Genomic DNA, 26,444 nt, shown 5'->3' on the forward strand with positions numbered 1-26,444 from the left:
CTCTAAAGGGTTGTTGAAGACTACAACGTTGATAGGTCAGGTGTGTAAGTGCTGTGAGGCATTGAGCTAACTGATACTAATTGCCCGTGAGGCTTAACCATACAACACCCAAGGGGTTTTTCTTCTCTAAAGAGAAGAGACGGACTCTACAAACGCTTGAATGAGTGTGAGAACAACTAGTTAGATAATTTCCAGATTTAGTGTTAGGTCACATCGCTCCTTGCCATCCATGGCATCGCGATATTAGTGAATCCTTTCACGTCGAATTTGCTTGGCGACCATAGCGTTATGGACCCACCTGATCCCATGCCGAACTCAGTAGTGAAACGTAATAGCGCCGATGGTAGTGTGGGGTCTCCCCATGTGAGAGTAGGACATCGCCAGGCTTTAAATTTATATTATTGTTATTGATTAACGGTAATAGACACAGAATTTACTTAGCGACCATAGCGCAGCGGTACCACCTGATCCCATGCCGAACTCAGAAGTGAAACGTTGTAGCGCCGATGGTAGTGTGGGGTCTCCCCATGTGAGAGTAGGACATTGCTAAGTTTCAAATTGCTTAAATGCTGAATAGACACTGCGGAGTGGTAGTTCAGTTGGTTAGAATACCGGCCTGTCACGCCGGGGGTCGCGGGTTCGAGTCCCGTCCACTCCGCCATTATTGAAGAAACCTGAGTCGAAAGATTCAGGTTTTTTTTCGTCTATAGGAAATGATAACGATAGTGTGGTAGTTCAGTTGGTTAGGCTTTTTATTGGGAAGCTTAGCGGCCTGTCGGGCAGGGGGACGCGCTGATGTTCGGAATGGCAAGTCCCGTCCACTTCACATTATTGAATAAACCTGAATCGAAAGATTCAGGTTTTTTTTCGTCTGTAGAAAATGGTGATTATAGCGCGGGCTATTATCCGTCATCTCGGAAGGGAGGCACTAGCTATCCGTGATCTACTCATCATGTGTTTGAGCATTAAAGATACCAATAAAAAAAGTAGCTAAAACAATAACTCTACAACGTGCAGATAATAGATTCCCTATCTCGTTCGTAACCTCACTGTAGCGAATGACAGTAGTTATAAACAGGAGTCTTAGCGGTAAGTCTGGTCCACTTTACATTATACAGAACAGCCCTAACAGAAAGATTAGGGCTGTTTTATGTCTGGAGAAATCTATTTCAATTCCTCATAGAGACCGGTGTGGAAAATTTCACGTTGTTGTTGGTTACTAATATCACGGCGATGGGCGCGGTAGCGGGAAACAGCGTAAGTAATAATGACAGAGAACAAGGTGTACGCGATAAGAAATGTAAGTGGTGAATGAATAATATCGGCTGCAAATATCCAAATAACACCAATAACAGTGATCGCGAGTTTAACTAATGCTGCTGTAACTAAAAAACTCATCGCATATTGTGGTCGCAGGATCGCTTGATAGGCGATTAGGTAGCCACAGCTAACTGCGACCATCGCTAAGCTAAAACCTACTGAGAATGAATGAAAATGTTCGCTAAACAATACCGCGAGCGCGATTATAGTGATAGCAATGATGGCCTTTTTCATAACAACCCCTTATTACATAACGTAGAAAGTTTTGTTTACGGAATAAGCATGGACCTAAAGCGAGCAATTGTATGTGAGGTCATACGTTTTTTAGCGGTTTGAAAGCGAAAAAAACACAGTTTGTGAGCAAGATTGAATTATTATTAATTATGTTAATAGCAATTAAATAATAAAGAAAAGGGTAGTCAATCGACTACCCAGTGGCAAAGATCAAAGTATTTGATCTGCACAATGTAACAGCTATAGGGCGTGTTACTAGGACTTAGCAATGAAAATATCTAACTGTTTATACTGCAAGAAATTGTTTAAATTGTAATAAAACAGCTTCAGCTTGGGTTTGATCTTCCATTTCTACAAACAGACGTAGTAATGGTTCTGTACCTGAGAAACGTGCAATCGCCCAGCCACCATTGGTAAAGTAAACTTTCGCACCATCGGCATAGCTGACTTTTTCTATTTCGTAATCAAATGCAGGTAATGATTTTTCGATATAAATTTTATTATAAAGACGATCACGCTCAGCAGCTTTAAAGGTGCAATCGCCTTCTGCTGTATAGGCATAGCCAAAGCGAGTATAAATTTCATCTAATAATTCAGATAATTTTTTACCCGTTGAACTGATCATTTCAACTAATAAACTTGATGCGAAAATGCCATCTTTACCCTTAATATGGCCACGAATAGTCAGGCCACCTGAGCTTTCACCACCCAGTAATGAGTCATCGGCTTCCATTTGTGAGCTGATATGCTTAAAGCCAACTGGTACTTCAAATGACTTTTCACCATAGGCTGCAGCGACTTTATCAAGTAAATGGGTTGTAGCGATATTACGCACAACAGAGCCTTTCCAGCCTTTATATTCTAATAGGTAGTAATACAGTAGTAGTAACACTTCATTAGGATGAATGAAGTTACCTTTTTCATCAATAATACCTAAACGATCAGCATCGCCATCGGTACCAATACCAATGTCATAGCCTTCTTGAGCGACTAAATGTTTAAGACGATAAAGAGTTGCAGCACTTGGTGATGGCATTAAGCCGCCAAAACCTGGGTTTTCACCATCGTTGATAACATCAACATCACAACGACCAGTGATCAATACCGTTTGTAATGCATTTTTAGCAACGCCAAACATTGGGTCGATAAGTACTCGTAAGTTAGCTTGTTTGATCGCTTCTAAATCAAGTAAATCAATCACAGAATCAACAAATTCGTTCATTGGATTGATGATTTCAATTAATTTATCGCGTTGTGCTTGTTCAAAATCAACCAGCTTAATATCAGCATCCGTCAGTACTGCAATTTGTTGTTCAATCTTTTGCGTAATGATCTCGTCAGCATCACGACCGCCTTCGATGAACACTTTAATGCCGTTGTAATCTGCTGGATTATGCGATGCAGTAATACATGCTGAGTAAATAGCACCAGTTTGTTTGGCTTTAAACATCACGATCGGTGTTGGTACAAAGCGATTGATAAAACTACATTTGATATTATTTCCTGCTAATACTTCAGCAAACCAAGTTGCAGCTTTATCTGATAAAAAGCGACGGTCATAACCGATGATAAATCCTTTATCAGTGACTGCTTCGGTGATCATGATGTTAGCAATTGCTTGTGCAACTAAACGTACATTCGCTTGGGTAAACTCTTCACCAATAAAGGCACGCCAACCACCGGTTCCAAATTGAATCATGGAGGAACTCCTATTTCTCTCGCAAAATAAAATGGGGAGTAAAAGCTACTCCCCTAAAAGTGATTAGCCCATTACAACCGTAACGGTATTCACAGAGCCTTCAGCTTGAGGGGCAATTGCACCATCAACCGGCTGACCATTAAGGGTGATAGACTTAATGCCTTTGCTAACATGATCTGGGTTAGTTACATTAATATTGTACGTCGCACCACGCCATTCACGCGTTACTTCAAATCCAGGCCATTCAGTTGGAATACATGGATTAATAGTTAGGCCATCAAAACCTGTCTGAACTCCAAGAATAAAGTTAGTGACAGCAAAGTAAGCCCAACCAGAAGTACCTGTTAACCATGGGTGGTTAGCACGACCATGATCTTGGTGATCGCGGCCCATAATAAATTGCACGTAAGAATAAGGTTCAGCCATACGTGTTTCAATCATGTCGTTTTGGTTGTATGGGTTTAGTGCATCATAGAATTTCATTGCACGGTCGCCACGACCTAGTTTTGCTTCAGCTACCCATGCCCATGGGTTTGGATGCGAGAAGATCGCGCCATTTTCTTTCACGCCTTGATATACACGAGTTACGAAACCAATGTCATCGTTAGGGGTTGAGAATGATGGTGCATTAAGATGTAAGCCATAGTCTGAGTAAAGATTTTCATCTACCGCATCCATCGCTTGTTCACCACGATCTTGTGATGCCATGCCAGATAGAACAGCAAGGGTATTTGACTCTAGGTGAATACGGCCTTCTGTTTGCTGTGCTGTACCAATCTTGTCGCCATTTTTGGTTAAACCACGAATGTACCAGCCGCCTTCGTCATCCCATAAATGGGTTTCACATGCTTCACGTACATTGGCAGCCATTTCAGTGTATTTTTCAACATCTGCTGTTTTACCTTGGTATTTAGCGAGTTGAATAAATTCTTGTAGTGCCCAGAAGTGAAGGAACGATACCATTGCTGATTCACCGCCACCTAAGTTTAGGCAGTCATTCCAATCGGCACGTAGACCTTTACAAATACCAGTTTGACCTACATATTCGGCAGAGAAATCAAGCGCTGCTTTCATATGATCATAAACAGTTGCATCACCACCGTCAGCGTATGGGATCACTTCGTCAAGGAAGCTTTCTTCGCCAGTTTCTGTCACGTACTTACAGATAGTAGGGACTAACCATAGATGGTCATCTGAACAAGTATCATCAATACCGTGGATCTTATCAGCATCACTTGGTGTTGGTACTACTGTTGGTGATTTTGATGGTTCCACATCAGCCATGTCTGGATCGAACCAATCAGGATCAAATAGGTGTAAACCATAACCCGCTTGCACTTGGCCGCGAAGTAAATCAACTAAACGCTTACGTGTCATTGCTGGATTAGAGTGTGGCACAGAGATAGCATCTTGTGCGGTATCACGGTAACCAAGACCAGTACGACCACCGACTTCGATAAATGAAGCAAAGCGAGACCATACAACACACGTTTCTGCTTGGTATAGTGTCCAAGCATTGATCATGGTATCAAGGCCTTCATTTGGCGATGTTACTTTAAACTTGTTGCAGCGGCTTTCCCAGTGGTGCTTAATTTCAGCAAATGCAGCATCAACAACAGCGTTGTCTTGGTACTTTTGACGTAGACGTTGGCCTTCGTTTTTACCAATACCTAGAATGTAGTTAAAGCGAATTTCTTCACCAGGTTGCAGCGTAAATTGCTTGTGCAGCGAACCACAATGGTTGTAACAAGTTTGCACGTGGTTAGAACAACGACCTTTCTCAACTGCAATTGGATTAGATTCATCACGGTATGCACCGATGAAAGTATCGCGTTGGCCATCATAGCTATCAGGAGCAAAGCTTGATGCTAGGTAGTAGTAACCTTCTTTCTCTTTGGTGTTGTAATACAAGTCGTATTCAATCACGCCATCTTCATAAGATGTACCTGCAGAATAAAGACTCATCTGATGGTTTTGGTTATCAGATTGAATGTGGCTAAATGAAAATTCAACAAATGAGAACGCACTAATAGTTCGTACTTCATCAGTGGTGTTTTTTAGGACGACATCCCAAATTTCAGCATCTTCGCCAATCGGTACGAATAATGTTTTTTGTGCTGAAATACCATTGTATTCACAAGCAAATTTTGAGTATGACAAGCCGTGACGTACTTCATATTTAGCTTCATCAAGACTTTTCGCCACTGGCTGCCATGAAATTGACCAGTAATCACCTGTCGCATCATCGCGTAGGTAAACATAATGCCCTGGACGATCAAAGGTCGCATTGGGACGGAATTTAGTAACGCGATTGTATTCTGGTGACTTATAGAAAGAGTAACCACCGGCATTTTGTGAAATCACTGTACAGAACTTTTCAGTACCAAGGTAGTTGGTCCATGGTGCTGGGACATCAGGTCGAGTGATAACATACTCTTTATTGCCGTTGTCAAAATAACCGTATTTCATTATTTCTAATCCTTAAAATATTTACTGTTCTGTGTACGTGGTTATTCACAGTGGCGGTAATTAATTCCCGCCTTGTCTAGATAGTTAAGTTGACCTTTTAAGCGTGCTTTAAAGTCATCCCAGTTACGATGTTGTGGTTTACTCCAGCAGATCTCCGATACCGCCAGTAAGCGCGGATAAATCATATATTCAAATCTGCTTTGGTTATTAATTAATTCTGACCAAAGTGCAGTTTGAATGCCTAAAATGTGCTGCCGCGCAGAATTTTGCTCCGTCAGCATGCTAAGTGGATGATAATTGTAAACATTATCCAGTGTTAATTTACCGGCCCAATCGACGCCAGCCTCATCAGCAGAGTAACCTTGAGCCAGATCGAGATAGGTCGCTTGTGCGGGTTGCATGACTACATCAAAGCCATTTTTCACGCATTCAAGGCCGGCTTCTTCATTGGTCCATGAATAAATTACGGTGTCTTTACTGACTTTATTACCATGGGTTGCTTCTTCCCAGCCCATCATTCGTTTGCCTTGCGCTTGTAATATTTGTTCGGCAAAACGCAATAGGTGACCTTGTAATTCCATTGGGTCGTGGTAGTTGTTATCAGCCATTAATTGTTGGCACGCAGCACTATCGGTCCATACGCCTTTAGGCACTTCATCGGCACCAATATGCACAAAAGGTGCAGGAAATAGTTCGCATACTTCTTCAAGTACGGTTTTAATGAAGGTGTAAGTTCCCGCTAATGCTGGTGATAAAATATTGTCAGGGTAGTTCTGAATACTGCGATATACCGAATGATCGTTTGGATCTTGTAACAGCTCAGGGAGCGATAAAATCGCCGCACGGCAATGACCAGGAATATCAATTTCAGGAATGATACTAATGCCACGATCGCTGGCATAAGCAATCACATCACGAATATCTTGTTTGGTATAAAAACCGCCATAGCGTTGATCGATATGACTAAATTGTGGCGCAATAATTTCATTTGGGCCGCGCCATGCACCAATCTCGGTTAATTGAGGGTAGGCGTCAATTTCAATTCGCCAGCCTTCATCGTCGGTTAGGTGCCAATGGAATGTATTAAATTTATAGCGCGCTAATTGATCCAGAAGATGTTTAATTCGATCTACGGGATGAAAATGACGCCCGCAGTCAAGCATCATGCCACGGTAGCTATAATGAGGTTGATCGCTAATTTCTACCATTGGTAAGCAGTAAGCGGCATCGACAACATGGCTTGGACGCGTAGGCAGCAATTGCAATAAGGTTGATGTTGCATGGACAAAGCCAGTGGCTGAACTAGCATGGATCCAAATATTGTCAGTTTCGATCAGTAATTGGTAGCCATGTTCAATAATGTCATTATTAACGTGATAATGGATATTGCCCTGAGGGCTAATTGGCATTGCTTCGTTAAAATGCTTTTTATATTCAGCGCTTAACCAGTTTATCGCCCCTTGCGCTAAGATTGGTGGAGTTTCAAGAGCGGTAAATTGGTTAAAAACAAACTCACCTTGAAGTCGAGTTAAGTGATTAGGTTGGGGAATTAACGCAATATCACAACCAACACTTGGTAATGGCGTACAGAAGCGCTCGATCGGATCTTGATCTAAATTAATGGTAGTGGTGTGGACTTTTAACGGTTGGATCAAAGCATTTTCGTTATTTAATGCGATAAATGCTTCATTGATGCCATCATCATGTAAGTTGAATGGCATTGTTCTCATGGTAAATTCAGTATAAAAGTGTCCATTAGCCATTAACGGTGGCAATTGGGATAATTGGCTGTAGCTGCCAATTTGGCTAATACTACCAACAGAAACACTGGCTGGATCAATGCAACGGCTAACGAAGAAATACAGTGACCATCCATGCAACGCTTGATCGGTTAAGTTATGTAAACTTAACGCATAGCGGCAATAGCCTTCAGCTTTCTCTATTACTGTAAAATCAAGACGATAAGTCATTTTTACTTCCTTAACGTACAAATAAGTTGTGATTGCCACGCGCCATAGCAATAGCGCCGTCCATTGCATCACCTTGCGGCGTTGCTAGTCGTTGCTGCATCGGTGGAGTTAGCCATGTTTGAATGCGTTCACCAATACCGCCCATTAGGCAAATACGGCTTGCGCCACGCACAATTAACGCTTGCATCCACATTTCAATATCTGCAGCCGTTTGTTGTAACAATGACACTGCGAGTGAATCGTTTTGGGCGGCAAAGCTAAAGATTGCCGGAGAGAATTGACCATAATCGCAAGGACGTGCCGTTTTTGACCAACTAACAATCGCATCAATATCATGCTCAAAATGGTTTAATACATGCTGGGCTAACTCAGTTGTTGCCACGATGCCATCAACACTGAGTAAGACTTGTTGGATCAGGTGCAGTCCCATAATGGCGCCGCTGCCTTGATCGGAGATCGGAAACTCACGTCCACCGACCACATACTGCTTACCGTCTTGCAATAAAATGCCGCAAGATCCGGTGCCTGCAATGAGGATCGCGCCATCTTGCCCTCCCCAAGCACCTAAACAAGCGCCATATGCATCAGTATTTAGCGTAATGGCACCGTATGGGTGAGGTTGTTGCATGAATGCATGCCACGCTTGTTGTTGTTCAGCCCCAGCAAGAGCTAATCCGACAGACATGTTTGGATAATCATTAGTGGTTAATTGTGCTTGTTGAGCAGCAAGAGCAATGGCTTGTTGAATTGAAGCCATGGCAATATCACCACCAAGTAAAATATTGGCACTGCCTGTTTTTGCTTCACCGAGAATATTGCCATCTAAATCGCAAATACGGGCGCGGCAAGAGGTACCTCCGCCATCAACACCCACAAGATAGGTAAATGGAAAATCAGCCATGGTGACGCTCCTTGAATTGCAGCGTAGTAGCTAATAAATACCAACCACCATGGGGGATCCATTGTTCGCCCCAACGCCAGTTTTGCAGCATGTCATCTTTTTGTCCTACAGGATTAAAGGCAATATCTTGCTCATTTTCAAAACCTGAAGTGATGCCATTGCAAACCCCACCTTTAGCATTACTAAAACCAAGCTCAGGCAGGTAATCAGGGTTATTGTGACCATGACCATCTAACATGCACATATCAAAAGGATTTAGGCCTAAAATCCAATTCATAAGTTGTTGACCATATTGCATTAATTGTTGCTTTAATACGTCATCAGTGAGGTGGGTTTGTGCCATAAATGCCATGCTCGCAAGGGAAGCGATACGGGCATTTTCACCTTGCCACCAATAACCAGATTCATTGTTATGGGCAACAAAGAAAGCGGTTTGCTTATCACCATCAACGGCTTTAGTGTACTGACGTGGATAGCCAAACGGGTTATTAACTTCAGCGGTTAACGTCAATTCAAAATTAAGGGCATTTACCAGTACTGGGTGTAATTGTTGCTGGTGTTTGGTTTCAGGTTCGGCAGCTAAATATTGCATCAGTGCAATCGCAGGTAAGCCTGCTTCTGCTGCATGATAATAAGGACGACTGCCATCTGTGGTTGCTGACCAGTAATGGTTAATGTTTTCATCTGACATTTGACGTTGACTTAGGCGTTGGGCCCAATCACGCATTTCAGTTAAATAACGCTGTTGATGGGTGGCGCGATAAAGCTCTACCGCAGCTAATAAGGCGCAGTATTCATCAATAATATTTTCAGCATTATCGTTAAGATAATTGATATTGTGTTGTTTTAAATGCCAATAGCCACGCTCTGCAGCATGCAAATAGTGCTCGCTTTGGTAGGCATCACAATGAGGAATACGTGAGCAAGAAGGTAAGGTTGTGATCCGTGCCGCTGCCGCGAGTGCTGCTATTGCGACGCCACCACCTTGACGGAAACCTGCTTGATAATCATCAGTTTTAATACCGTCTTGGGTAGCATAAGCACAGATATCACGTTGTGCTGGTGACTTGCTCCATTTATCAAACACGGTCATGAAAAAGAAGCCGTCATCACTTTGCATTCGCACTAAAAAATCGGTGCCAAATAACGCTTCTTCTAATAAACGTACACGCGTGAAATCAGCTACATCAGTTTGATCTTCAGCGATTTCATACGCTTTTAGCATGTTCCAAACAATCATCGGTGTTTGTTGAGGATTGAGGAAGTTAGCGTAAGAAAGGTGACTTAAATATTTACTGACATCACCTGATGCGTCATACCAACCACCATGAACATCAACGCTGATATCGCTGTTGAGTAATTGTGCTTGGCTATCAGCTTGATCGTAAATACCACTGCAACGTTGTGATTTGAAATAGTGCAAAACATCACTGAAAGTACGTTGCATTAATATGCCTTCAGCAATGCTGAAAACAGAAGATTCGATGTTGGCATAGCGAATACGGTATTCGCCGCTATTTTGGAAAGTCGAAAAATCAATCTTATAAATATTGCCCGTATGCCATTGTGCGGTGGTGCCACACGCAACTAATGGCAGCTGCATAATAGTTTGGTTAGTTTGATTGCACACTAATTCGGCATGGCCTGACAGTGTTTGAGATGTTGTTTGTAATAAAGCCTGCTTTGTATTAAAGCGCTCATAACCAAGGTGATTAATTAACAGCTGCATAGGGCCTCCAATGTCGCTAATAAGTGATGGCTCCTTATGGGAACCATCACTGAATTGCTTGAGCGACAAATAACATGGAAATAAAAGTAAACGTGTTATTGATGCTAAATTTTTATAACGTTGGCTTTATTACTTAGTTTTCGTATAAGTAACAACGCACAAAGTGGTTATCAGATAATTGAGTAACGGCTGGCAATTTTTCACGACATTTATCTGTTGCTTGCATACAACGACCAGCAAATGGACAGCCAAAGCTTTCAGGCGTCCATAACGGAATTTCACCTTTATTACCTTTTAGTTTGGTATGGATCGATTTGCTTGGATCCGGTACCGCTGACACTAAGAGTTGGGTGTATGGGTGCTGTGGATTATGAATGATCTCTTCCGTATCGCCCCACTCAACCATATGGCCGACATACATAACCGCAAGATCTTCAGCAATATAACGAGCTGTTGCGATATCGTGAGTGATGTAAAGCAGCGCCATTTCACGCTCAAACTTCATCTCTTCCATCAAGTTAAGAACACCTGCACGAATCGATACATCAAGCATTGACGTTGGTTCATCAGCCAGTACCACTTCAGCGCCAACCGCAATGTTACGTGCTAAGTTGACACGCTGACGTTGGCCACCTGAAAGCTGGTGCGGGAATTTTGCTGCAGTGGCTTTAGGTGGAATCAAACCCACTTGCTCAAGTAGGTTGTAAACCGTCTCTTCAAGCTCTTTTTTATTACCAGATGACACTTTATTGTGAATCAGTAATGGGCGCGCAATATGGTGAAAAATAGTATGAGTAGGGTTTAATGATCCAAACGGATCTTGCCATACCATTTGTACACCTTGACGGTATTTCATTACGTCATCACGGCTGCTAATGGTTTGAATATCACGTCCGTAATATTCAATATGGCCGCCACTTGGTGCGTACATTTTGGCGATCATTTTAGCTGTGGTTGATTTACCAGAGCCTGATTCGCCAACCACAGCTAAGCCACGGCTTTTGTACATTTTGAAAGACACATCGTTAATCGCACGCATCTTTGATTTTTTAAGTGAGTTACTGTTTACCGAGAAATCTTTAATAAGATTTTTACCTTCGATAATCGGTGTTCCAACAGGCTTGCTCATAGTGTCTCCTAAATACTGCCTATAGAATGCGGTGTGTTGCTACTAGTTACCGGTATTGGTAAATAGGTGGCAGTTTGATAAACGTCCTGGTTCAATTTGGCTTAACTGAGTTGGAGTGCTAAAGCACGCTGGATGGGTTTTTCCACAGCGAGCTTGGAAGCGACAACCCTGTGGTATTTCAAGTAAGTTCAAAGGGTTACCTGGAATACCTGTTAAGCGTGTTTTAGGGCCTGTTAGCGGTGGGAATGAACTTCCCAATCCTTCTGTATATGGGTGGTACGGTGTTTCAAGAATTTGCTTTGATGGTGCAACTTCAATTAGCTCACCTGAATACATGATGCCGATACGATCTGAGAACTCGACCATCAGTGATAAATCGTGAGTGATAAATAAAATTGAGAAGCCAAACTCTTCTTTTAGTGCATAAATTTTTTGTAGAATTTCACGTTGAACCACTACATCAAGTGCTGTTGTTGGTTCATCCATGATGATCATCTTTGGATTTAGCGCTAACGCAATCGCGATAACTAAACGTTGACGCATACCACCAGAGAACTGGTGTGGATAATCACGTAAACGGCTTGGGTGAATATCAACAATTTCTAATAAACCTTCAGCACGACGAATCGCTTGCTTACGGCTCATATTAGTGTGGCGCATGATCACATCACAAAATTGCTCTTCCATGGTTAACACTGGATTCAAAGCGTTCATCGCACTTTGGAATACCATTGACATTTCACTCCAACGGAAAGCAGACATCGCCATATCGGTTTTCTTTAAAATGTCACCGTGACCATCAAAGAACACTTCACCACCGGTAATGAATGCAGGCGGCTTGTGCAGACGCATTAGTGAGAAAGCAACGGTTGATTTTCCGCAACCAGACTCACCAGCTAGACCAAAAACTTCACCTTTACCAATGTCAAAGCTGACATTATTAACGGCACGGACATCGCCAGAATCAGTAATATAATCAACACATAAATTACGAATTGAGATTTGTGGATCAGTCATTATTTAGTCCCGCCTTCTAGTGCTGGTTGAGGCATCGCTTCAACCGGTTGTGCTTGTTTAGCGTTTTCTTTTGCAAGGTTTTTCCAACGACGCATACCTTTATGAGAACGTAACTGCGGGTTAGCAATCTCATCGACAGCGAAGTTAAGCATAGCAAGGCCAATAGCGATAAATATCAATGCAAAACATGGAGCTAGTACTTCCCACCATGCGCCAATTAACATTGAAGATGAGGTTTGTACGTTGTAAAGCATCACACCCCAGCTAATGCCGTTTGGATCGCCTAGACCTAAGAAAGATAATGTCGCTTCAACGTTAATCGCATACATTACTGAACCAATGAAGCTCGCACCTACGATAGAGATAAGGTTAGGAAGAATCTCAACGAAAATAATACGAGGAGATGATTCACCTAATACTTCAGCCGCTTTTACAAACTCTTTTTCTCTAATTGATAATGTTTGTGCGCGTACTACACGTGCGCCCCATGCCCAGGAGGTAACCGCAATAACGATGGCTATTGTGAGAGGGCCTGCTTGACCTACAAAGGCTGCGATAACAAACAATATTGGGAGTTGTGGCATTACCAGCATGATGTTCATACATGCGGTGAGAATTTCATCGACTTTACCGCCGAAGTAACCCGCTGAGATACCAATGATGGTTGCTAAGAAACACACCAATAGACCAGCACCAAAACCAACCGCTAATGAAGTACGTGCGCCATAAACAAGTTGTGACCAGATATCACGTCCCATACGCGATGTACCTAAAACGTGATCAGCATCTTTTGACATTAATAACGTACGCTTGTTAGTCGCTAGGTTTTTCGCAATCCAACCATCGGGATTATCTTGTGCAGCTTTTACAACAAAAGCTGGATATTCATGTGGATTGCCGGTTCTTTTATCCGGTGAGTATTGGGTAATTAATGGTGCAAATACAGCCGCCAGAATAAAGACAACAATAATGCTGAGACCAAACATTGCTTTAGGGTTGCTAGATAGCAATTTAAATAAGGCTTTCATAATTACTTGCCTCCTTTACGTAGACGAGGGTCTAGCGCAACGATTAGGATGTCGGCCATAAAGTTAAAGAACAACATAAACATAGTCATAATTAATAACTGACCTTGTAGTACTTGGTAATCACGCGCATGGATTGCGTTTAGCATTACCGTTCCCAGACCTGGGTAGTTGAAAATCATTTCGATAATAAGCTGACCACCGATAGCCATACCGAGCGCCATTGATAATGCAGTTACACTTGGTAGCATCGCATTACGTGCTGCATAGTTGAACACTACTCGATTTTCACTTAGGCCTTTTCCTTTTGCCATGGTGATGTAGTCTTCATTTAGCAGGTTAATCATGTTGTTACGCATACCAATTAGAAAGCCGCCAATCTGAATAATAGTGGCACAGAAGAGAGGTAGGGCGGCGTGGTAAAGCACATCTTTATAGAATGCTAAGCTGCTCCAATCAGGGACAACACCGGCAGTGTAGGCATTACCTGTTGGGAACCACTTTAAGCCGATAGCAAAGGTAAACATTACTAGCATCGCGATTACAACCGGTGGAACCGCTTGAATAACTAACATTCCCGGAGAGATGAAAGTGTCGTAGCTACTGCCACGTTTCCATGCTGCGAAAATACCAAATACTGAACCGACACAGAATGAAAGAATTACAGCAGAACCTGCTAGGAATAGTGACCAGCCAATTGCGCCTGCTAATAAATCATTCACCGATAATGGGTAAAATTTAATTGAAGTACCGAGGTTCCACGTAAATACGTTGGCTAAATACGAAAAGTATTGCTCGTAAAGTGGACCATCAACAAAGCCAAGTAGCTTTTTCATAGCTTCAATACGCTCAGGGGTTACCTGGGCAGTTGCGTTTGCGAACATCATGGTAACTGGGTCACCAGGCATTGCACGCGGAAGAATAAAGTTTAGCGTTGCCGCGAAAATTAGCGCGATAAAATAAAACGATAAACGACGTAAAAAGAATCCCATAACTCACACCTTACACATCCAGCTTGCCTTCCTGAGCTGAATTCAGGACGTAAAACCCCCTGACGCAAGCGTCATACCTTTGATTGCAAAAAGGATTAGAGGGAAGAGGCGGTGCACAAGGCGTGCACCGCAAATTTAAGCAGAAATTACGCTTTTGGTTTTAGATCCAGTACTTGAAGTAGACGCTCTTGAACACCAGCCCATACCATTGGACGGCCTTTAGGGTTCTTCTCGTTCCACCAACCAGTGAAGCGACCTTCATTGTATTGGAAGTTGTTAGCACCAGAAATTACTGGAATAGTAATTTGGTTCTCAGCAATGATTTTCTGAATGCTATGAGCAATCTTCATTTGCTCACCTTTATCAGCAGTCTTGTAGAAGCTGTCTAGCAACGAATCTAGCTGTGCATTTTTAAAGTAGTGCATAGCGAAACGTGGCATACCATCACCTTGCTGTAGACGTGAGTTGTACGCACTGTCCCAGTATAGGTGTGGATCTGCACCGTGGAAGTAGTTAGTAAACGCTACATCGTAAGTGCCTTCTAGCATTGCTTGGTTGTAAACAGCAAAGTCAGGAGTACGTGCTTTCGCATTGATACCTGCTTCTTGAAGCTGCTCAACACCTAGCTGTACTGTGTTGTTGAAGTCAGTCCAACCGTTAGGAGATTGAACTTCAAGCTCGATCTTCTCACCTTTTGGAGATTCAACAAATCCGTCACCATCTAGGTCTTTAAAGCCTGCTTTAGCAAGAAGGTCTTTAGCGCCTTTGATGTTGTAAGTGTTGTAAGTTTTGTATTTGTTATGAACTGCTTCGTCAGACCATGACTTGAAGCTATCACCTAGGCCAGATGCGTAATCGTTCGGAGTACCCGCACCGTAGAACGCGATGTCGATGATAGTTTGACGGTCAATTGCCATAGAGAATGCACGACGGAAGTCAACATTGTTGATTGCTTCGTTGTTACCTGCTTTTGGCGACTTATAGTTCAGCATGAATGCCATTGTACCAGCAGCAGGGTACCAGTATTTGTGATTAGGATTTGCTGCAGCATAAGTACTGTCGATGTCAGGAATGAACGATGATGTCCAATCTAACTCAGAGTTGATGATCTTAGTTAGTAGTTGGTCATTGTTAGCGATTTGAGGAACACGTAAACAATCAACTTCTAGGTTGGCGTTATCCCAGTAATTAGGGTTACGACATTGAACGTAAAGTTGCGGAGTAAATGTCTCGATCTCTGTAAATGGACCAGTACCTACTGGGTTTTCGTTAGTGAAGGTTGTAGGGTTCTTCACTTTGCTCCAAATGTGCTTAGGAATAACAGGCACTTTAGAGATTTCAAATGGTACGTTTGAGTTAGCAGCAGTTAATGCAAAGATAACCTTGTTACCGTCTTGCTTAACTGATTTAACCCACTTGTTGATACCGATTTGGTCAAGTTCTGGCTTGTCTTTTACTAGCTCAAAAGAGTAAACAACATCTGCAGCTGTAAAAGGTTTACCGTCAGACCATTTCACGCCATCACGAATTTCAAACGTAACGTTCATTAGGTCGTCAGACATGTAGTAGTCTTTTGCCAAACGCATAACTGGCTCATTACCGTGCATTTGGTTAAAGATAACCAATGGCTCATAAACGAATTCAGTTGTAGTACGAAGGTTTGTTGCTAAAAACGGGTTAAAGTTACGTACCATTGTAGGGTAAAAATCGGGTACGATTGTTAGCTGGCTTTTTTCTGATGCTGTTGCAACTGGTGCTGTAAAAGCGGTTGCTGCAGCAACAACTGCAAGTGCTAACTTAGTTTTGTTAATATTGGCAAGCATAGCTGTTCCTTACTCTTAGCTCTGTTTCACTAATGGAAATAAAAGTTGGCTCCGTCATTGGAGCGCCTCAAACCTACTTCATTGGAACTGAGTAACGCTGAACCGTTGAATGGCCTTGTAGGTTCTCAGTGGCTTCAATATTGGCTGGATTGGCTCAATCGTCAATGTGGTCGCCCGTTAAAAACGTCAAAATGACTAAGGTTGTCGTTAAAAACGTTAATTTCATTGTTTTACTTGATTGAGTATTCAGTAAATAGCGTGGTTAACGTCACAAACAGGTTGCGCTGTTACATTGGTTACGTTAGTGCGAACTTCTCTTTAGTTGTTGTTTAATAAGTGTTTATTTTGCGTTTTTTACGTGTGTGATGTAACGCATGCCAATTTTTGTGGTTATTTTTATACGGAAAATTTACCGTGTCAGTTTGTTGTGATTCGGTTCTCATAAACTAAAAGAAATTATTTTGACGCAGTTCGAATGCTATTTTTTGATATATGTGGTTTAATTTTGACCATAATGATAGTGTGATCTCGATCAGCGATACGGATTTAAAGGTGATTATTTCGAGCATTAAAAAAGTGTTTGAGAGTGATTGTCGTGGCGTATTAGCGAGTCGACGAGAGACCATTATCGACGGCTGTAGCTATTGATTACAGCGATGGTCATGGCGAGTAAGATAACCTCTGTCCATAAAAAAAGGCCCTATAAGGACCTTTTTTTGTATCACTATTTAATATGCCTGATTAACCATGGCTAATAATGTGGTGTAATTTGTCACGCATCACCACCAGTTCTTGACGAGCTGTATTTGACTGTGGACAGCGCTCCAACACATAATCAATAGTGTTTATAACAGTGCGCCAGCGCGGCGTTTTAGGCAGTGTTTCAAGCTGGAGATATTTATCTAATGTTCGCGTTTGGAGCGTACTTCGATCTAAATAAACGCGCCATAAACCACTTTCTTCAGCTAATTCAAACTTACTTTTATGAGATTCTGCTTCCCAAAATAGCAGTGTTGCTTTCATTGAATCGACTAATAGCTGGCGAATTATTTCGGTTTTATTGTGTTCACCATCACCTAGCTTATCAGCCAAGCGAGTAAACTCACCACCGAGTTCGCGTAACTGCTGAAGATTGTTTTTGTCACCATTAAAGGCAAATTCAGACAGTACATCAATCGCATTTTCAAGCAGATTAATACGATGATCAGCTGAGGGCCCTTGACTATCAAAGACAAACATTTGTTTGAGTCCAGATTCAACGGGTAAATTAATAACAGCGGTCATTAATTGTTGCTGCTGATCACCAATATAATAATTCAACTGGCCATTGAAGTGGTGGTTATCAGTAGCCGTAATCGGTAGTGGTGTTACCAGTATGTCGTCAATGGTATAACGCTCAAGTAGCTCTGGTGCTCGTTTAAATAGTTTGCCAGCAGCACCGTTGGCATATCTAATTCGACCTTCATTTTGAACGCATATAATTGCTTCGCTGGTTGAGTCTAATAATCCAAGCAAGCGACTTTGAGTTTCAATCAAGCCTATTTCAACTTGTTCACGTCGATGGATTTCTTGCTCTAATGCATGATTTTTCTGGCGTTCAATCTCTGTTTTACCAGCTTGAAGGTAAGCGCGAATACGAGCAATAAGTTCTTCTTTATTAAACGGTTTGGTTAAATAGTCATTGGCACCACACTCAAAGCCTTTTAAGCGATCTTGTACTTGTCCAAGCGCCGATAACATAATAATAGGCAAAGCTAATAGTGAGTAATCTTTGCGCAGTGTCGTACACACTTCATAACCACTCATTTCAGGCATCATAATATCAAGCAAAACCAGATCAGGTTGTTGTTCAGCAATCAAAGCCAGTGCTTGAGATCCACTTTCTGCTGTTTGGACGCGATAACCAGCAAGGCGTAAGAAGTTAGTCAATATTTGTAAGTTAACTGGCTCGTCATCAACCACTAATAGCCGTTCACCATCTGGATTTTCAGGTAAATCAGACGGGTCATAATTGGCGGCATTTAATAAGGGCGCTTTAAAATGATTATTATTAGGGTTTGCCGCCATTGCTGCAATTTGATTAGCATTGGCTAAGTTAAGCGTGAAACTAAAGGTGGTTCCGACCATTGTTTGGCTACTGACGTACAAACGCCCACCCATTAACTCGATTAACTGACGGCTAATAGAGAGTCCAAGTCCCGCCCCTTGACGATAATTCGCTGATCCGGTATTAGCTTGAATTAACGGTTCAAAAATATGTTCTAGTTGTTCACTCGGAATACCTTGTCCTGTATCAACTACTTGAATGCGTAATTGATGCTCCAATACTGTTGCCGATAAAATAATTTTACCTTCTGAGGTATATTTGATCGCATTGCCGACCAGGTTATATAACACCTGCTCTAGTCGTTGTTCATCGGCATCAACTAAAGGCAAATCCGCAGGAATTTGATTAATAATGCGTATTGGTTTATTGCCCAATAAATGGCTTGATAACTCTAGCACCAATCGAATCGCAACTGACATATCAACCGCTTGATGATTGATGTCTAGATCGCCATAGCGCATTTTATGGTAATCAAGCAAATCATCGACCAAGGTTGTTAAGCGCTGACCACTGTTAATGATCATTTCTAATTGACGTCGTTGCGGCTCATGTAAGGTGCCATTAGCTCCTGCTAATAAAGACTCAGCAATACCAACCATACCATGCAGTGGCGTACGTAATTCATGTGATGTTGTGGCTAAAAACTCATCTTTCATCTTATCCGCGGTTTGAAGCTCATTATTTTGTTGGCGAATAATAGTGAGATTATGCTCTAACTCTTTATTTTGTTGACGGATCAGGCCGATTTTTTCACGAATAGAACGTTGCATACGCGCAAAACTGATCGCTAAGCGTCCAATTTCATCTTGGCGTTCAGTGCCATCAATTTTTTGTTCTAAATCACCGCCCGATGCTTTTTCAGCCGCCCAGGTTAAGCGTAACAATGGTGCTGTGATGGAGTTGGACAGCCAATGTGAGGTAATGATCACCAAAATGATTGCGGTTACCATTGCTGCGACAAAGATTTTCTCAAGTTCAAAGATACGTGCAAAGGCTTCTTTTTCTGGCAATTCAACCACCAATGCCCAGTGATTACCGAGAATATTTAGCGGTGAAAAAGCACCTAATACTGGAATATTATCGTAGTTGATAAAACTACCAATACCAGATTGTCCAGCTAAGGCTTGATCAATACTTTGGCTTTGAAGTTGAGACGGTAATTTTGCATTAGACTCAAATCGAAGTTGGTGATCACTACCCACTAATAGTGTTTGAATATGCTTGGTATTATCTTGAATCAGTTCAGTGACTTTTTTATTACTTAGCTCCATAAACACATAGCTGTGTAGATAACCTTGCTGAATAATCGGAGCTGCAAACCAAGCTGTAGTATCGTTATTATGGCTATTGCTACTGAAGTCAGTAAACACTACCGGTACTTGTTCTGGGCTATGTTGTGTTTGTTCTGTTTTCGCTTTGATAGCTTTAAATGTTTGCTGTAATGCGAGGTGGGCGTTGTTTTGGGCTAATAAATTGATGCCAAAAAGCTGGTGGTTTTTTACTGAATAAACTACATCACCTGAAATATCGACCAACATAATATCTTTGAAATCAGATCGTTTAAGATATTCATTATAAACAGCGTTATAACGTTTAAACATTAACCGATAGCGTTCATGGCCAATATAACCACTGTCAGCTGTTTGATCGCTTTTAGTGGTTAAGGTTAAATTAAAATAATTAGCTCGACCTTGTGCGTCGAGTTGGGAATCAATATTGCCCAGCTGGTGGAATGCGCCTACTAAGCCATAAAAACGACCACCACTATTATTGGATAGTTCTGAGCGGGCAAAACTCTTAACTTCAGACTCTTTGGCGGCAAAGAAGCTTTGAAGTTGCTTTTGTTTATTGTCACGTAATGAAGCAAGATGATTAATGCTTTGTTCGGCTAAATCTTTAGTGTGTGAATTTAGAAAATAGAGTGCTGACAATATCAATGGAGTGATACTGAGAACTAAAAAAGCCAGCATGAGTGTGTGCTGAAGACGTTTGAAGCGTTGAGTATTCTGCATTCCGGTGCCTGAATAAAAGAGATGTATTTACGGTTTTAACGGCAATAAATGCCACGTTAAAATAACCATTAAGATTTTAACGATGGTCCTTTATCGTATTAACTCAATGTGATGAATTATAGCGTTTATACTATATTTTTATTATGAATCAAGTTACTAGAAATAGAATCGTGTCAAAAGGCACATAATTAACAAATTTAACGTCATCAAAAAGGGCAGTATTGACTGCCCTTTATAAAATTCAAATATTGCTTATAAGTTATTGTTTATTATTTTTTTGCGCTATAAACATTGAATTTGTTAGTGTGAGAACTAATGTCGCACTGGCCAAGACAGGCTTCAATTAAAGGTGGATATTGCAGAAAGCAGTTAGCCACAATCACTAATTCACCACCTTGATTTAAATAATTAGGCGCTTGATTAATAAACGTTTCAGTCGCGGTATAAAATGTTTTTAGACCAGCATGAAAAGGTGGGTTACTGATTAAATATTGGTAAGGACCATTAATGTTTTTATAGACGTCAGTAGCGATAAAGTTAGCTTTGAGCTGATTAACTTTAAAGGTTTCTTTGGCTGATTCAATCGCAAGTGCGCTGATATCACATACATCAAGTTCGATCTGTGGGTATTTGGCTTTCATTACCGCACCAATAACACCGGCACCACAACCAAAATCAAGTACGCGACCATTGAGTGGTGGTAAGTTATTTAGCAGTAGTTCTGAGCCTTTATCAAACTCACCATGGCTAAATACGCCAGGCAGTGAACGCACTGTAAGATTGACGCCTGCAATACTGATAGGGTAACTACGGAACCATTTATTGATATCAAATGCAGCAGCAGGTGTATCGCAACGTCCCCAGTAAAAACTACAACGACGGGCTGAATCATATTTGGTTAATGGGCCGTATTGAGCAAACATTTTTTCCGCACTGCGAACACCACTGCGGTTTTCACCCACAATACAGACTTCGACGCCGGCGGCAAATTTGCTCAGTAGCATCGATAATAAATAGTCTGCTTCTGCTTTTGCTTTAGGCCAAAAAAGCAAAATCATATCAATATCTAATTCTGCATTAAGTTCAGCGCCAAAATGACAGTCAATTGCTTGGTGGTGTTCAATATCACCGACGTAACCGTAATTGGTGGTAAATACGGTTACCGATTGTGCTATTGGAAGTAATTCTGAGGCAAAAGTATCGTTTAGTTCACCAGCAATAAGGACTTTACGATTTTCAAAAAACGCAGATTGACGAGCAACCACTTGGCTCGCAGGGGAATAAGACATGTAACTGGCCTCAAAATAGATATCATGGTTCAGGAACGCGGATTGTTCCATAAATAGTGACAGATAGAAAGTCACTGGCAGTAGAACAGTAATAATCCTTATTGGCCGTTATTATTATTGCTAATAATAACGGCATATTAGGCTGTGATTACTGAGGGTTAGTTATTATCTTGTTGTTCAAGGAAGGATTGGAATTCAACCTCATACATTTTAAACAACACTAAAGTAACCCCAAAAATGATAGGGCCATAGATCATACCAATTAAGCCAAATAGTTGAATACCACCGATGATTGAAAAGAAGATCAACAGAGTGTTCATACTTGAACTGCCTTGCATCAGTAATGGGCGGACGATGTTATCGATAGAGCCGACAACAATCACTCCCCAACAAGCAAGGAACAGCGCCCATTGCCAATCACCAATTAGCAGTAAATACAGTGAGGCTGGTAGCCAAATTAAGGCGGTACCGACGACAGGAATTAATGAGGCAAAAGCCATCATTGAGCCCCAGAATAGACCTGGGAAACCACAGAGCCACATTGCAAATCCGCCAGCAACGCCTTGGGCAACGGCCGTTAAAAATGAACCGAGGACCGCTGACTTTGCGACTTGTTCTACCTCGTTCATTATTTCATCTTCTTGGCTGCGTGATAGTGGGATCACATGACGAATGGCCGAGATCATTTTATCGTTATCACGTAATAAGAAGAATAAGACAAATAGCATCATCATAAAATTAACTAGGATACTGGTTGCATCACCTAATATTTTTGCGCTGATATTGAATGCTTGAGAGCCTACTTGTGATGCTGTTGTCGCTATTTTTTGAATAATGACTTGTGGGTCAAAATCATGGAATGGTGAGTACTTATCAATAAATGCCAGCGCCCTTTGAGCATCTGGATGGGCAAAGAGTGCTTTGGGACCGCCGCTGGTTAACCACTCATAACTTTCTTTAGATACCATTGTACCTTGATGCACAATTGACGAAAATACCACTAAAAGAGGAATAACAATAATAACGGTCATAATCAGACATGACAGCATTGCAGCGGTATTTTCACGTGTTGGCATTTTAGCTAATAGCCGTTTATGCAATGGTGCAAATAACAGCGAAATGATAAATGCTAGTACAATCGGGCCAAGATAAGGTTCGATTAATTTATAACTGGCATAAGCTGCGACAATGAGTGCCGCAATCAGCATCCAGTGACGTGGTTCTACCTTAAAGGGTTTAGACACGGTATTTATCCTTTTAAAATCGACCGCTAACAGTCACTCTCACTTTAATTGATAAAGATTATCATTATAATCACCATAGTTGGTTTGATGATTATAGCCCTTATCGAGGAGATAACTTATGGGATGTTGTAATTGTGGTTGTGATGACAAAAAAAAACCTAAGCTGCCGTTAGTGCTAATTGTATTAGTACTGGTTGCTGGACTTGCGGTCTATTTTTGGCAGTAAACTTTCACGATATAGAGTGCATTATTTATTGGTTTTATGATTAACCTAATAATAAATAGCTATCATAAAAAAAGGCCACAATCAGTGACCTTTTTGCATCATAGCATTAATAAAATAATGTTTTTAACTACATTGTCTTATTTATTTTAAATGGTGCTATTTCGCTTCAGCAGCAAGGGTTGCAAAGGCAAAATCAGCGGCTTCTAGAGTAGCGTTAATTTCTTTATCGTTATGTGCAAGTGAGGTAAAGCAAGCCTCATAAGCCGAAGGTGCAAGATAAACACCTTTATCTAACATTAAATTAAAGAAACGCTTGAAGCGCTCAACGTCACACTTGGTCACATCTTCATAGCAAGTCACACTATCTTGATCAATAAAGAAGAAGCCAAACATTGCGCCAACTTGGTTGACGGCTAATGGAATACCATGTTTTTCAGCTAATGCTTTAAAGCCATCAGCTAAACGCTTAGTGGTATTTGCGAGGCGTTTTTCATTACCTTCTTCAGTTAATACTGTTAAACAAGCATGTCCAGCTGCCATAGCAACAGGGTTACCTGATAGTGTACCTGCTTGATAAACCGGGCCAGTAGGCGCAACAAATTCCATTACATCACGGCGACCACCAAAGGCACCAACAGGCATGCCACCACCAATAATTTTACCTAAGGTTGTGATGTCAGGTTTGATATTGTAATAACCTTGAGCGCCGCCTTGTGAAACACGGAAGCCTGTCATTACTTCATCTAGAATTAATAACGCACCAAATTCATCACAAATGTCACGTAAGCCTTCAAGGAAGCCCGGTACTGGTGGAATACAGTTCATGTTACCCGCAACTGGTTCAACGATAATACATGCGATTTGATCCGGTTGAGCCATGAATGCTTCGCGAACAGAATTCAAATCATTGTAGGTCGCAGTCAAAGTATGCTTGGCAAAATCAGCGGGAACACCTGGAGAGCTTGGCTGACCTAGTGTTAATGCACCAGAGCCCGCTTTTACTAATAGGCAATCAGCGTGGCCATGGTAACAACCTTCAAATTTAAGAATTTTGTCACGCCCAGTGAAACCACGAGCAAGACGAATAGCACTCATGGTTGCTTCAGTACCTGAACTTACCATGCGAACCATTTCCATTGATGGTACTAGTGTTGATACTAATTCAGCCATGGTAATTTCCATCGCTGTTGGTGCACCAAAACTTAAACCTTGCTGAGCTGCGTCAATAACAGCATCACGAATAGCGGCATGATTATGTCCCAAAATCATTGGGCCCCATGAGCCGACGTAATCGATATAGGCATTGCCATCAGCATCAAAGATATAAGCACCATCGGCACGTTCAATAAATAATGGTGTACCACCAACGCCGGCAAAGGCACGAACAGGTGAATTGACACCACCTGGGATTTTTTGTTGTGCTTTAGCAAATAAATCAGCTGACTTGCTTGTTTTGCTCATATGACATCCTATAAAAAAGTAAGGCGTTGATCCAATCCACAGAATTCTTTGTCCTAATCAAGCATAGGCGAGAGAAGTGTGGGGAGTGAAATTGTCTTATTGTACCTAAAGTGACGCTGAAGAGAGAGTCATTTTACGGTTTAAAATGAAGCTGAATCTAAAGTGATATGACTACAATTTGCGGAACAAGTCACAGTTGCAAAGCTATTTTTCAACATTAGCAGTGTAAATCATGACCACATTGGATTAGGCTATAATACTCATCCATCCTTATCTTCTGCGCTGTAATGGCGTTATCTTTATATAATACGGCTCTCTAATGACTGAAAAATCGCGCGGTCTTCATATGCCTTTCCACCTTCAACCCAGTGGGTTAGTAAGGCGTTTTTTGACCCAAGATAAAACACCTGTTTCTGTTCTGTTTCTTTCTGCTCTCGTCGGTACTCTTGCCGGTTTGGTCGGTACGCTATTTGAAATTGGTGTGCGATGGGTTAGTGAGCAACGTACTGTTTGGCTACGCGATGAAATCACTAGCGTGCTGCCATTATGGTTAGCCGCCTTTCTTGTTAGTGGTATTTTAGCGTTTATTGGTTATTTTTTAGTGTGTCGCTTTGCCCCTGAGGCAGGGGGGTCTGGTATTCCTGAGATTGAAGGTGCGATGGATGAAATGCGCCCTGTTCGCTGGTGGCGGGTTATTCCGGTGAAATTCTTTGGTGGTTTAGGCGCGTTGGGCTCTGGCATGGTTTTAGGCCGTGAAGGTCCGACAGTACAGATGGGCGGTAATATTGGACGTATGATTTCCGATATTTTCCGTTTAAAAGATAAAGAAGGTCGCCATTCATTACTTGCGGCGGGTGCTGCTGGTGGTTTAGCTGCGGCATTTAATGCCCCGATGGCGGGTATTATGTTTGTTATCGAAGAGATGCGGCCACAATTTCGTTACAGTTTAATTTCGGTTAAATGTGTCATGATTTCGGCAATGATGTCGACGATTGTGTTTCGGTTTATCTCCGGCCAAAGTGCGGTTATTACCATGCCGCAATATGATGCTCCAGCACTAACATCGTTGTGGTTATTCTTGCTCTTAGGGGTACTATTTGGTGGTTTTGGGGTTGTTTTTAACCGCTTAATTATTTTTACCTTAGATTGGTTTGTTAACATTCACCATAATAATCGCACCCGTTATTTAATTACTGGTGGATTGTTGGGTGGCTGTTTTGGTCTATTATTACTTTATTTTCCAGAGCTTACTGGCGGTGGTGTGTTTCTTATTCCACCTGCGACCAACGGTGATTACAGCTTAAATATGCTGTTGCTGTTGTTTTTTGCGCGGATTGTGACAACATTATTATGTTTTGGCTCAGGTGCTCCTGGTGGTATCTTTGCGCCAATGTTGGCATTAGGCACGCTATTTGGTACGTTTTTTGGTACCGTGGCTCTTGAAATGTATCCTCATTTAGGGATTGCACCGGGCTTATTTGCTATTGCTGGTATGGGAGCATTATTTGCGGCTACCGTGCGCGCTCCTATTACGGGTATTTTATTAGTTATCGAGATGACTAATAACTACCACCTTATTTTGCCATTAGTGGTAACAACATTGGGTGCAACCATGATGGCTCAAATGCTTGGTGGTCAACCGATTTACTCCCAATTGCTTCACCGTACCATTAAAAAAGAAAAATTAGGCCACGATTCACCACATGATACACCAGTTGAGACGGCTAATACTTGAACACAATAGTCAGGTATTAGATAATCAGCTTTAATTAATGGAAGTGTTTGAGAGGTTTTGTA

At 41.7% G+C, this 26,444-nt stretch carries 16 protein-coding genes, 1 tRNA gene and 3 rRNA genes; 5 read left to right on the forward strand and 15 right to left on the reverse strand.

The features are described from left to right. The 4 genes from PAND9192_RS15025 to PAND9192_RS15040 all read left to right on the forward strand — a co-directional run. Positions 1-101, forward strand: a 23S ribosomal RNA gene (locus tag PAND9192_RS15025); the annotation flags it as partial. Positions 102-270: 169 nt separating this feature from the next. Further along, a 5S ribosomal RNA gene (gene rrf, locus PAND9192_RS15030) occupies positions 271-386 on the forward strand. 50 nt (positions 387-436) lie between these two features. Further along, a 5S ribosomal RNA gene (rrf, locus tag PAND9192_RS15035) occupies positions 437-552 on the forward strand. Between the two features lie 32 nt (positions 553-584). After that, positions 585-661: transfer RNA gene (locus tag PAND9192_RS15040), tRNA-Asp, on the forward strand. A 503-nt stretch (positions 662-1,164) separates the two neighbouring features. Here the strand turns inward: PAND9192_RS15040 and PAND9192_RS15045 are convergent. The 15 genes from PAND9192_RS15045 to hemL all read right to left on the reverse strand — a co-directional run bounded on the left by PAND9192_RS15045 (position 1,165) and on the right by hemL (position 24,647). Beyond that, the gene (locus PAND9192_RS15045) at positions 1,165-1,554 is read right to left on the reverse strand and encodes a hypothetical protein (protein ID WP_087854444.1); all 390 of its coding nucleotides are present in this window, start codon (positions 1,552-1,554) and stop codon (positions 1,165-1,167) included. 286 nt (positions 1,555-1,840) lie between these two features. After that, positions 1,841-3,253 carry a phosphoglucomutase/phosphomannomutase family protein gene (locus tag PAND9192_RS15050; RefSeq protein ID WP_087821570.1) on the reverse strand — a complete coding sequence of 471 codons (1,413 nt, stop codon included), beginning with the start codon at positions 3,251-3,253 and terminating at the stop codon, positions 1,841-1,843. A gap of 63 nt (positions 3,254-3,316) precedes the next feature. Further along, positions 3,317-5,722, reverse strand: a complete 2,406-nt coding sequence (locus PAND9192_RS15055) for a glycoside hydrolase family 94 protein (RefSeq protein WP_087854445.1) — start codon at positions 5,720-5,722, stop codon at positions 3,317-3,319. Positions 5,723-5,763: 41 nt separating this feature from the next. Next, on the reverse strand, positions 5,764-7,692 hold the full coding sequence (locus PAND9192_RS15060; RefSeq protein ID WP_087854446.1) for a beta-N-acetylhexosaminidase: 1,929 nt from the start codon (positions 7,690-7,692) through the stop codon (positions 5,764-5,766). A gap of 10 nt (positions 7,693-7,702) precedes the next feature. After that, a complete protein-coding gene (locus tag PAND9192_RS15065) occupies positions 7,703-8,593 on the reverse strand; it encodes a glucosamine kinase nucleotide-binding domain-containing protein (RefSeq protein ID WP_087854447.1) in 891 nt (296 codons plus the stop codon). After that, on the reverse strand, positions 8,586-10,322 hold the full coding sequence (locus tag PAND9192_RS15070) for a glycoside hydrolase family 9 protein (protein ID WP_087854448.1): 1,737 nt from the start codon (positions 10,320-10,322) through the stop codon (positions 8,586-8,588). Before PAND9192_RS15070 ends, PAND9192_RS15065 begins: the two co-directional genes overlap by 8 nt. A 133-nt stretch (positions 10,323-10,455) precedes the next feature. Then, positions 10,456-11,451, reverse strand: a complete 996-nt coding sequence (locus PAND9192_RS15075) for an ABC transporter ATP-binding protein (protein WP_087854449.1) — start codon at positions 11,449-11,451, stop codon at positions 10,456-10,458. Between the two features lie 42 nt (positions 11,452-11,493). Continuing rightward, positions 11,494-12,468 carry an ABC transporter ATP-binding protein gene (locus tag PAND9192_RS15080; RefSeq protein ID WP_087845811.1) on the reverse strand — a complete coding sequence of 325 codons (975 nt, stop codon included), beginning with the start codon at positions 12,466-12,468 and terminating at the stop codon, positions 11,494-11,496. Beyond that, on the reverse strand, positions 12,468-13,496 hold the full coding sequence (locus PAND9192_RS15085) for an ABC transporter permease (RefSeq protein WP_060997602.1): 1,029 nt from the start codon (positions 13,494-13,496) through the stop codon (positions 12,468-12,470). Before PAND9192_RS15085 ends, PAND9192_RS15080 begins: the two co-directional genes overlap by 1 nt. Positions 13,497-13,498: 2 nt before the next feature. Continuing rightward, positions 13,499-14,485: an ABC transporter permease gene (locus PAND9192_RS15090; protein ID WP_065169106.1), complete on the reverse strand. Its 987-nt coding sequence runs from the start codon at positions 14,483-14,485 to the stop codon at positions 13,499-13,501. A 146-nt stretch (positions 14,486-14,631) separates the two neighbouring features. Next, positions 14,632-16,308 carry an ABC transporter substrate-binding protein gene (locus PAND9192_RS15095; protein ID WP_087854450.1) on the reverse strand — a complete coding sequence of 559 codons (1,677 nt, stop codon included), beginning with the start codon at positions 16,306-16,308 and terminating at the stop codon, positions 14,632-14,634. A gap of 741 nt (positions 16,309-17,049) precedes the next feature. Then, complete coding sequence (locus PAND9192_RS15100; protein ID WP_200817829.1) at positions 17,050-20,427, reverse strand: hybrid sensor histidine kinase/response regulator; 3,378 nt, start codon at positions 20,425-20,427, stop codon at positions 17,050-17,052. Positions 20,428-20,696: 269 nt separating this feature from the next. Then, a complete protein-coding gene (gene rsmC, locus PAND9192_RS15105) occupies positions 20,697-21,716 on the reverse strand; it encodes a 16S rRNA (guanine(1207)-N(2))-methyltransferase RsmC (protein WP_060997606.1) in 1,020 nt (339 codons plus the stop codon). 158 nt (positions 21,717-21,874) lie between these two features. After that, entirely contained in the window at positions 21,875-22,960 is a 1,086-nt protein-coding gene (locus PAND9192_RS15110; protein WP_087821562.1) for an AI-2E family transporter, read from the reverse strand. Between the two features lie 382 nt (positions 22,961-23,342). Then, positions 23,343-24,647 (reverse strand): glutamate-1-semialdehyde 2,1-aminomutase, encoded by a 1,305-nt coding sequence (gene hemL / locus PAND9192_RS15115; protein ID WP_087821561.1) that lies wholly within the window; start codon positions 24,645-24,647, stop codon positions 23,343-23,345. Positions 24,648-24,993: 346 nt separating this feature from the next. Here hemL and clcA point away from each other — a divergent pair, with 346 nt between their 5' ends. Further along, positions 24,994-26,382, forward strand: a complete 1,389-nt coding sequence (gene clcA / locus PAND9192_RS15120; RefSeq protein ID WP_370738395.1) for a H(+)/Cl(-) exchange transporter ClcA — start codon at positions 24,994-24,996, stop codon at positions 26,380-26,382. Positions 26,383-26,444: the final 62 nt, after the last annotated feature.

It is taken from the genome of Photobacterium andalusiense, assembly GCF_900185625.1.
GTDB lineage: Bacteria > Pseudomonadota > Gammaproteobacteria > Enterobacterales > Vibrionaceae > Photobacterium > Photobacterium aquimaris.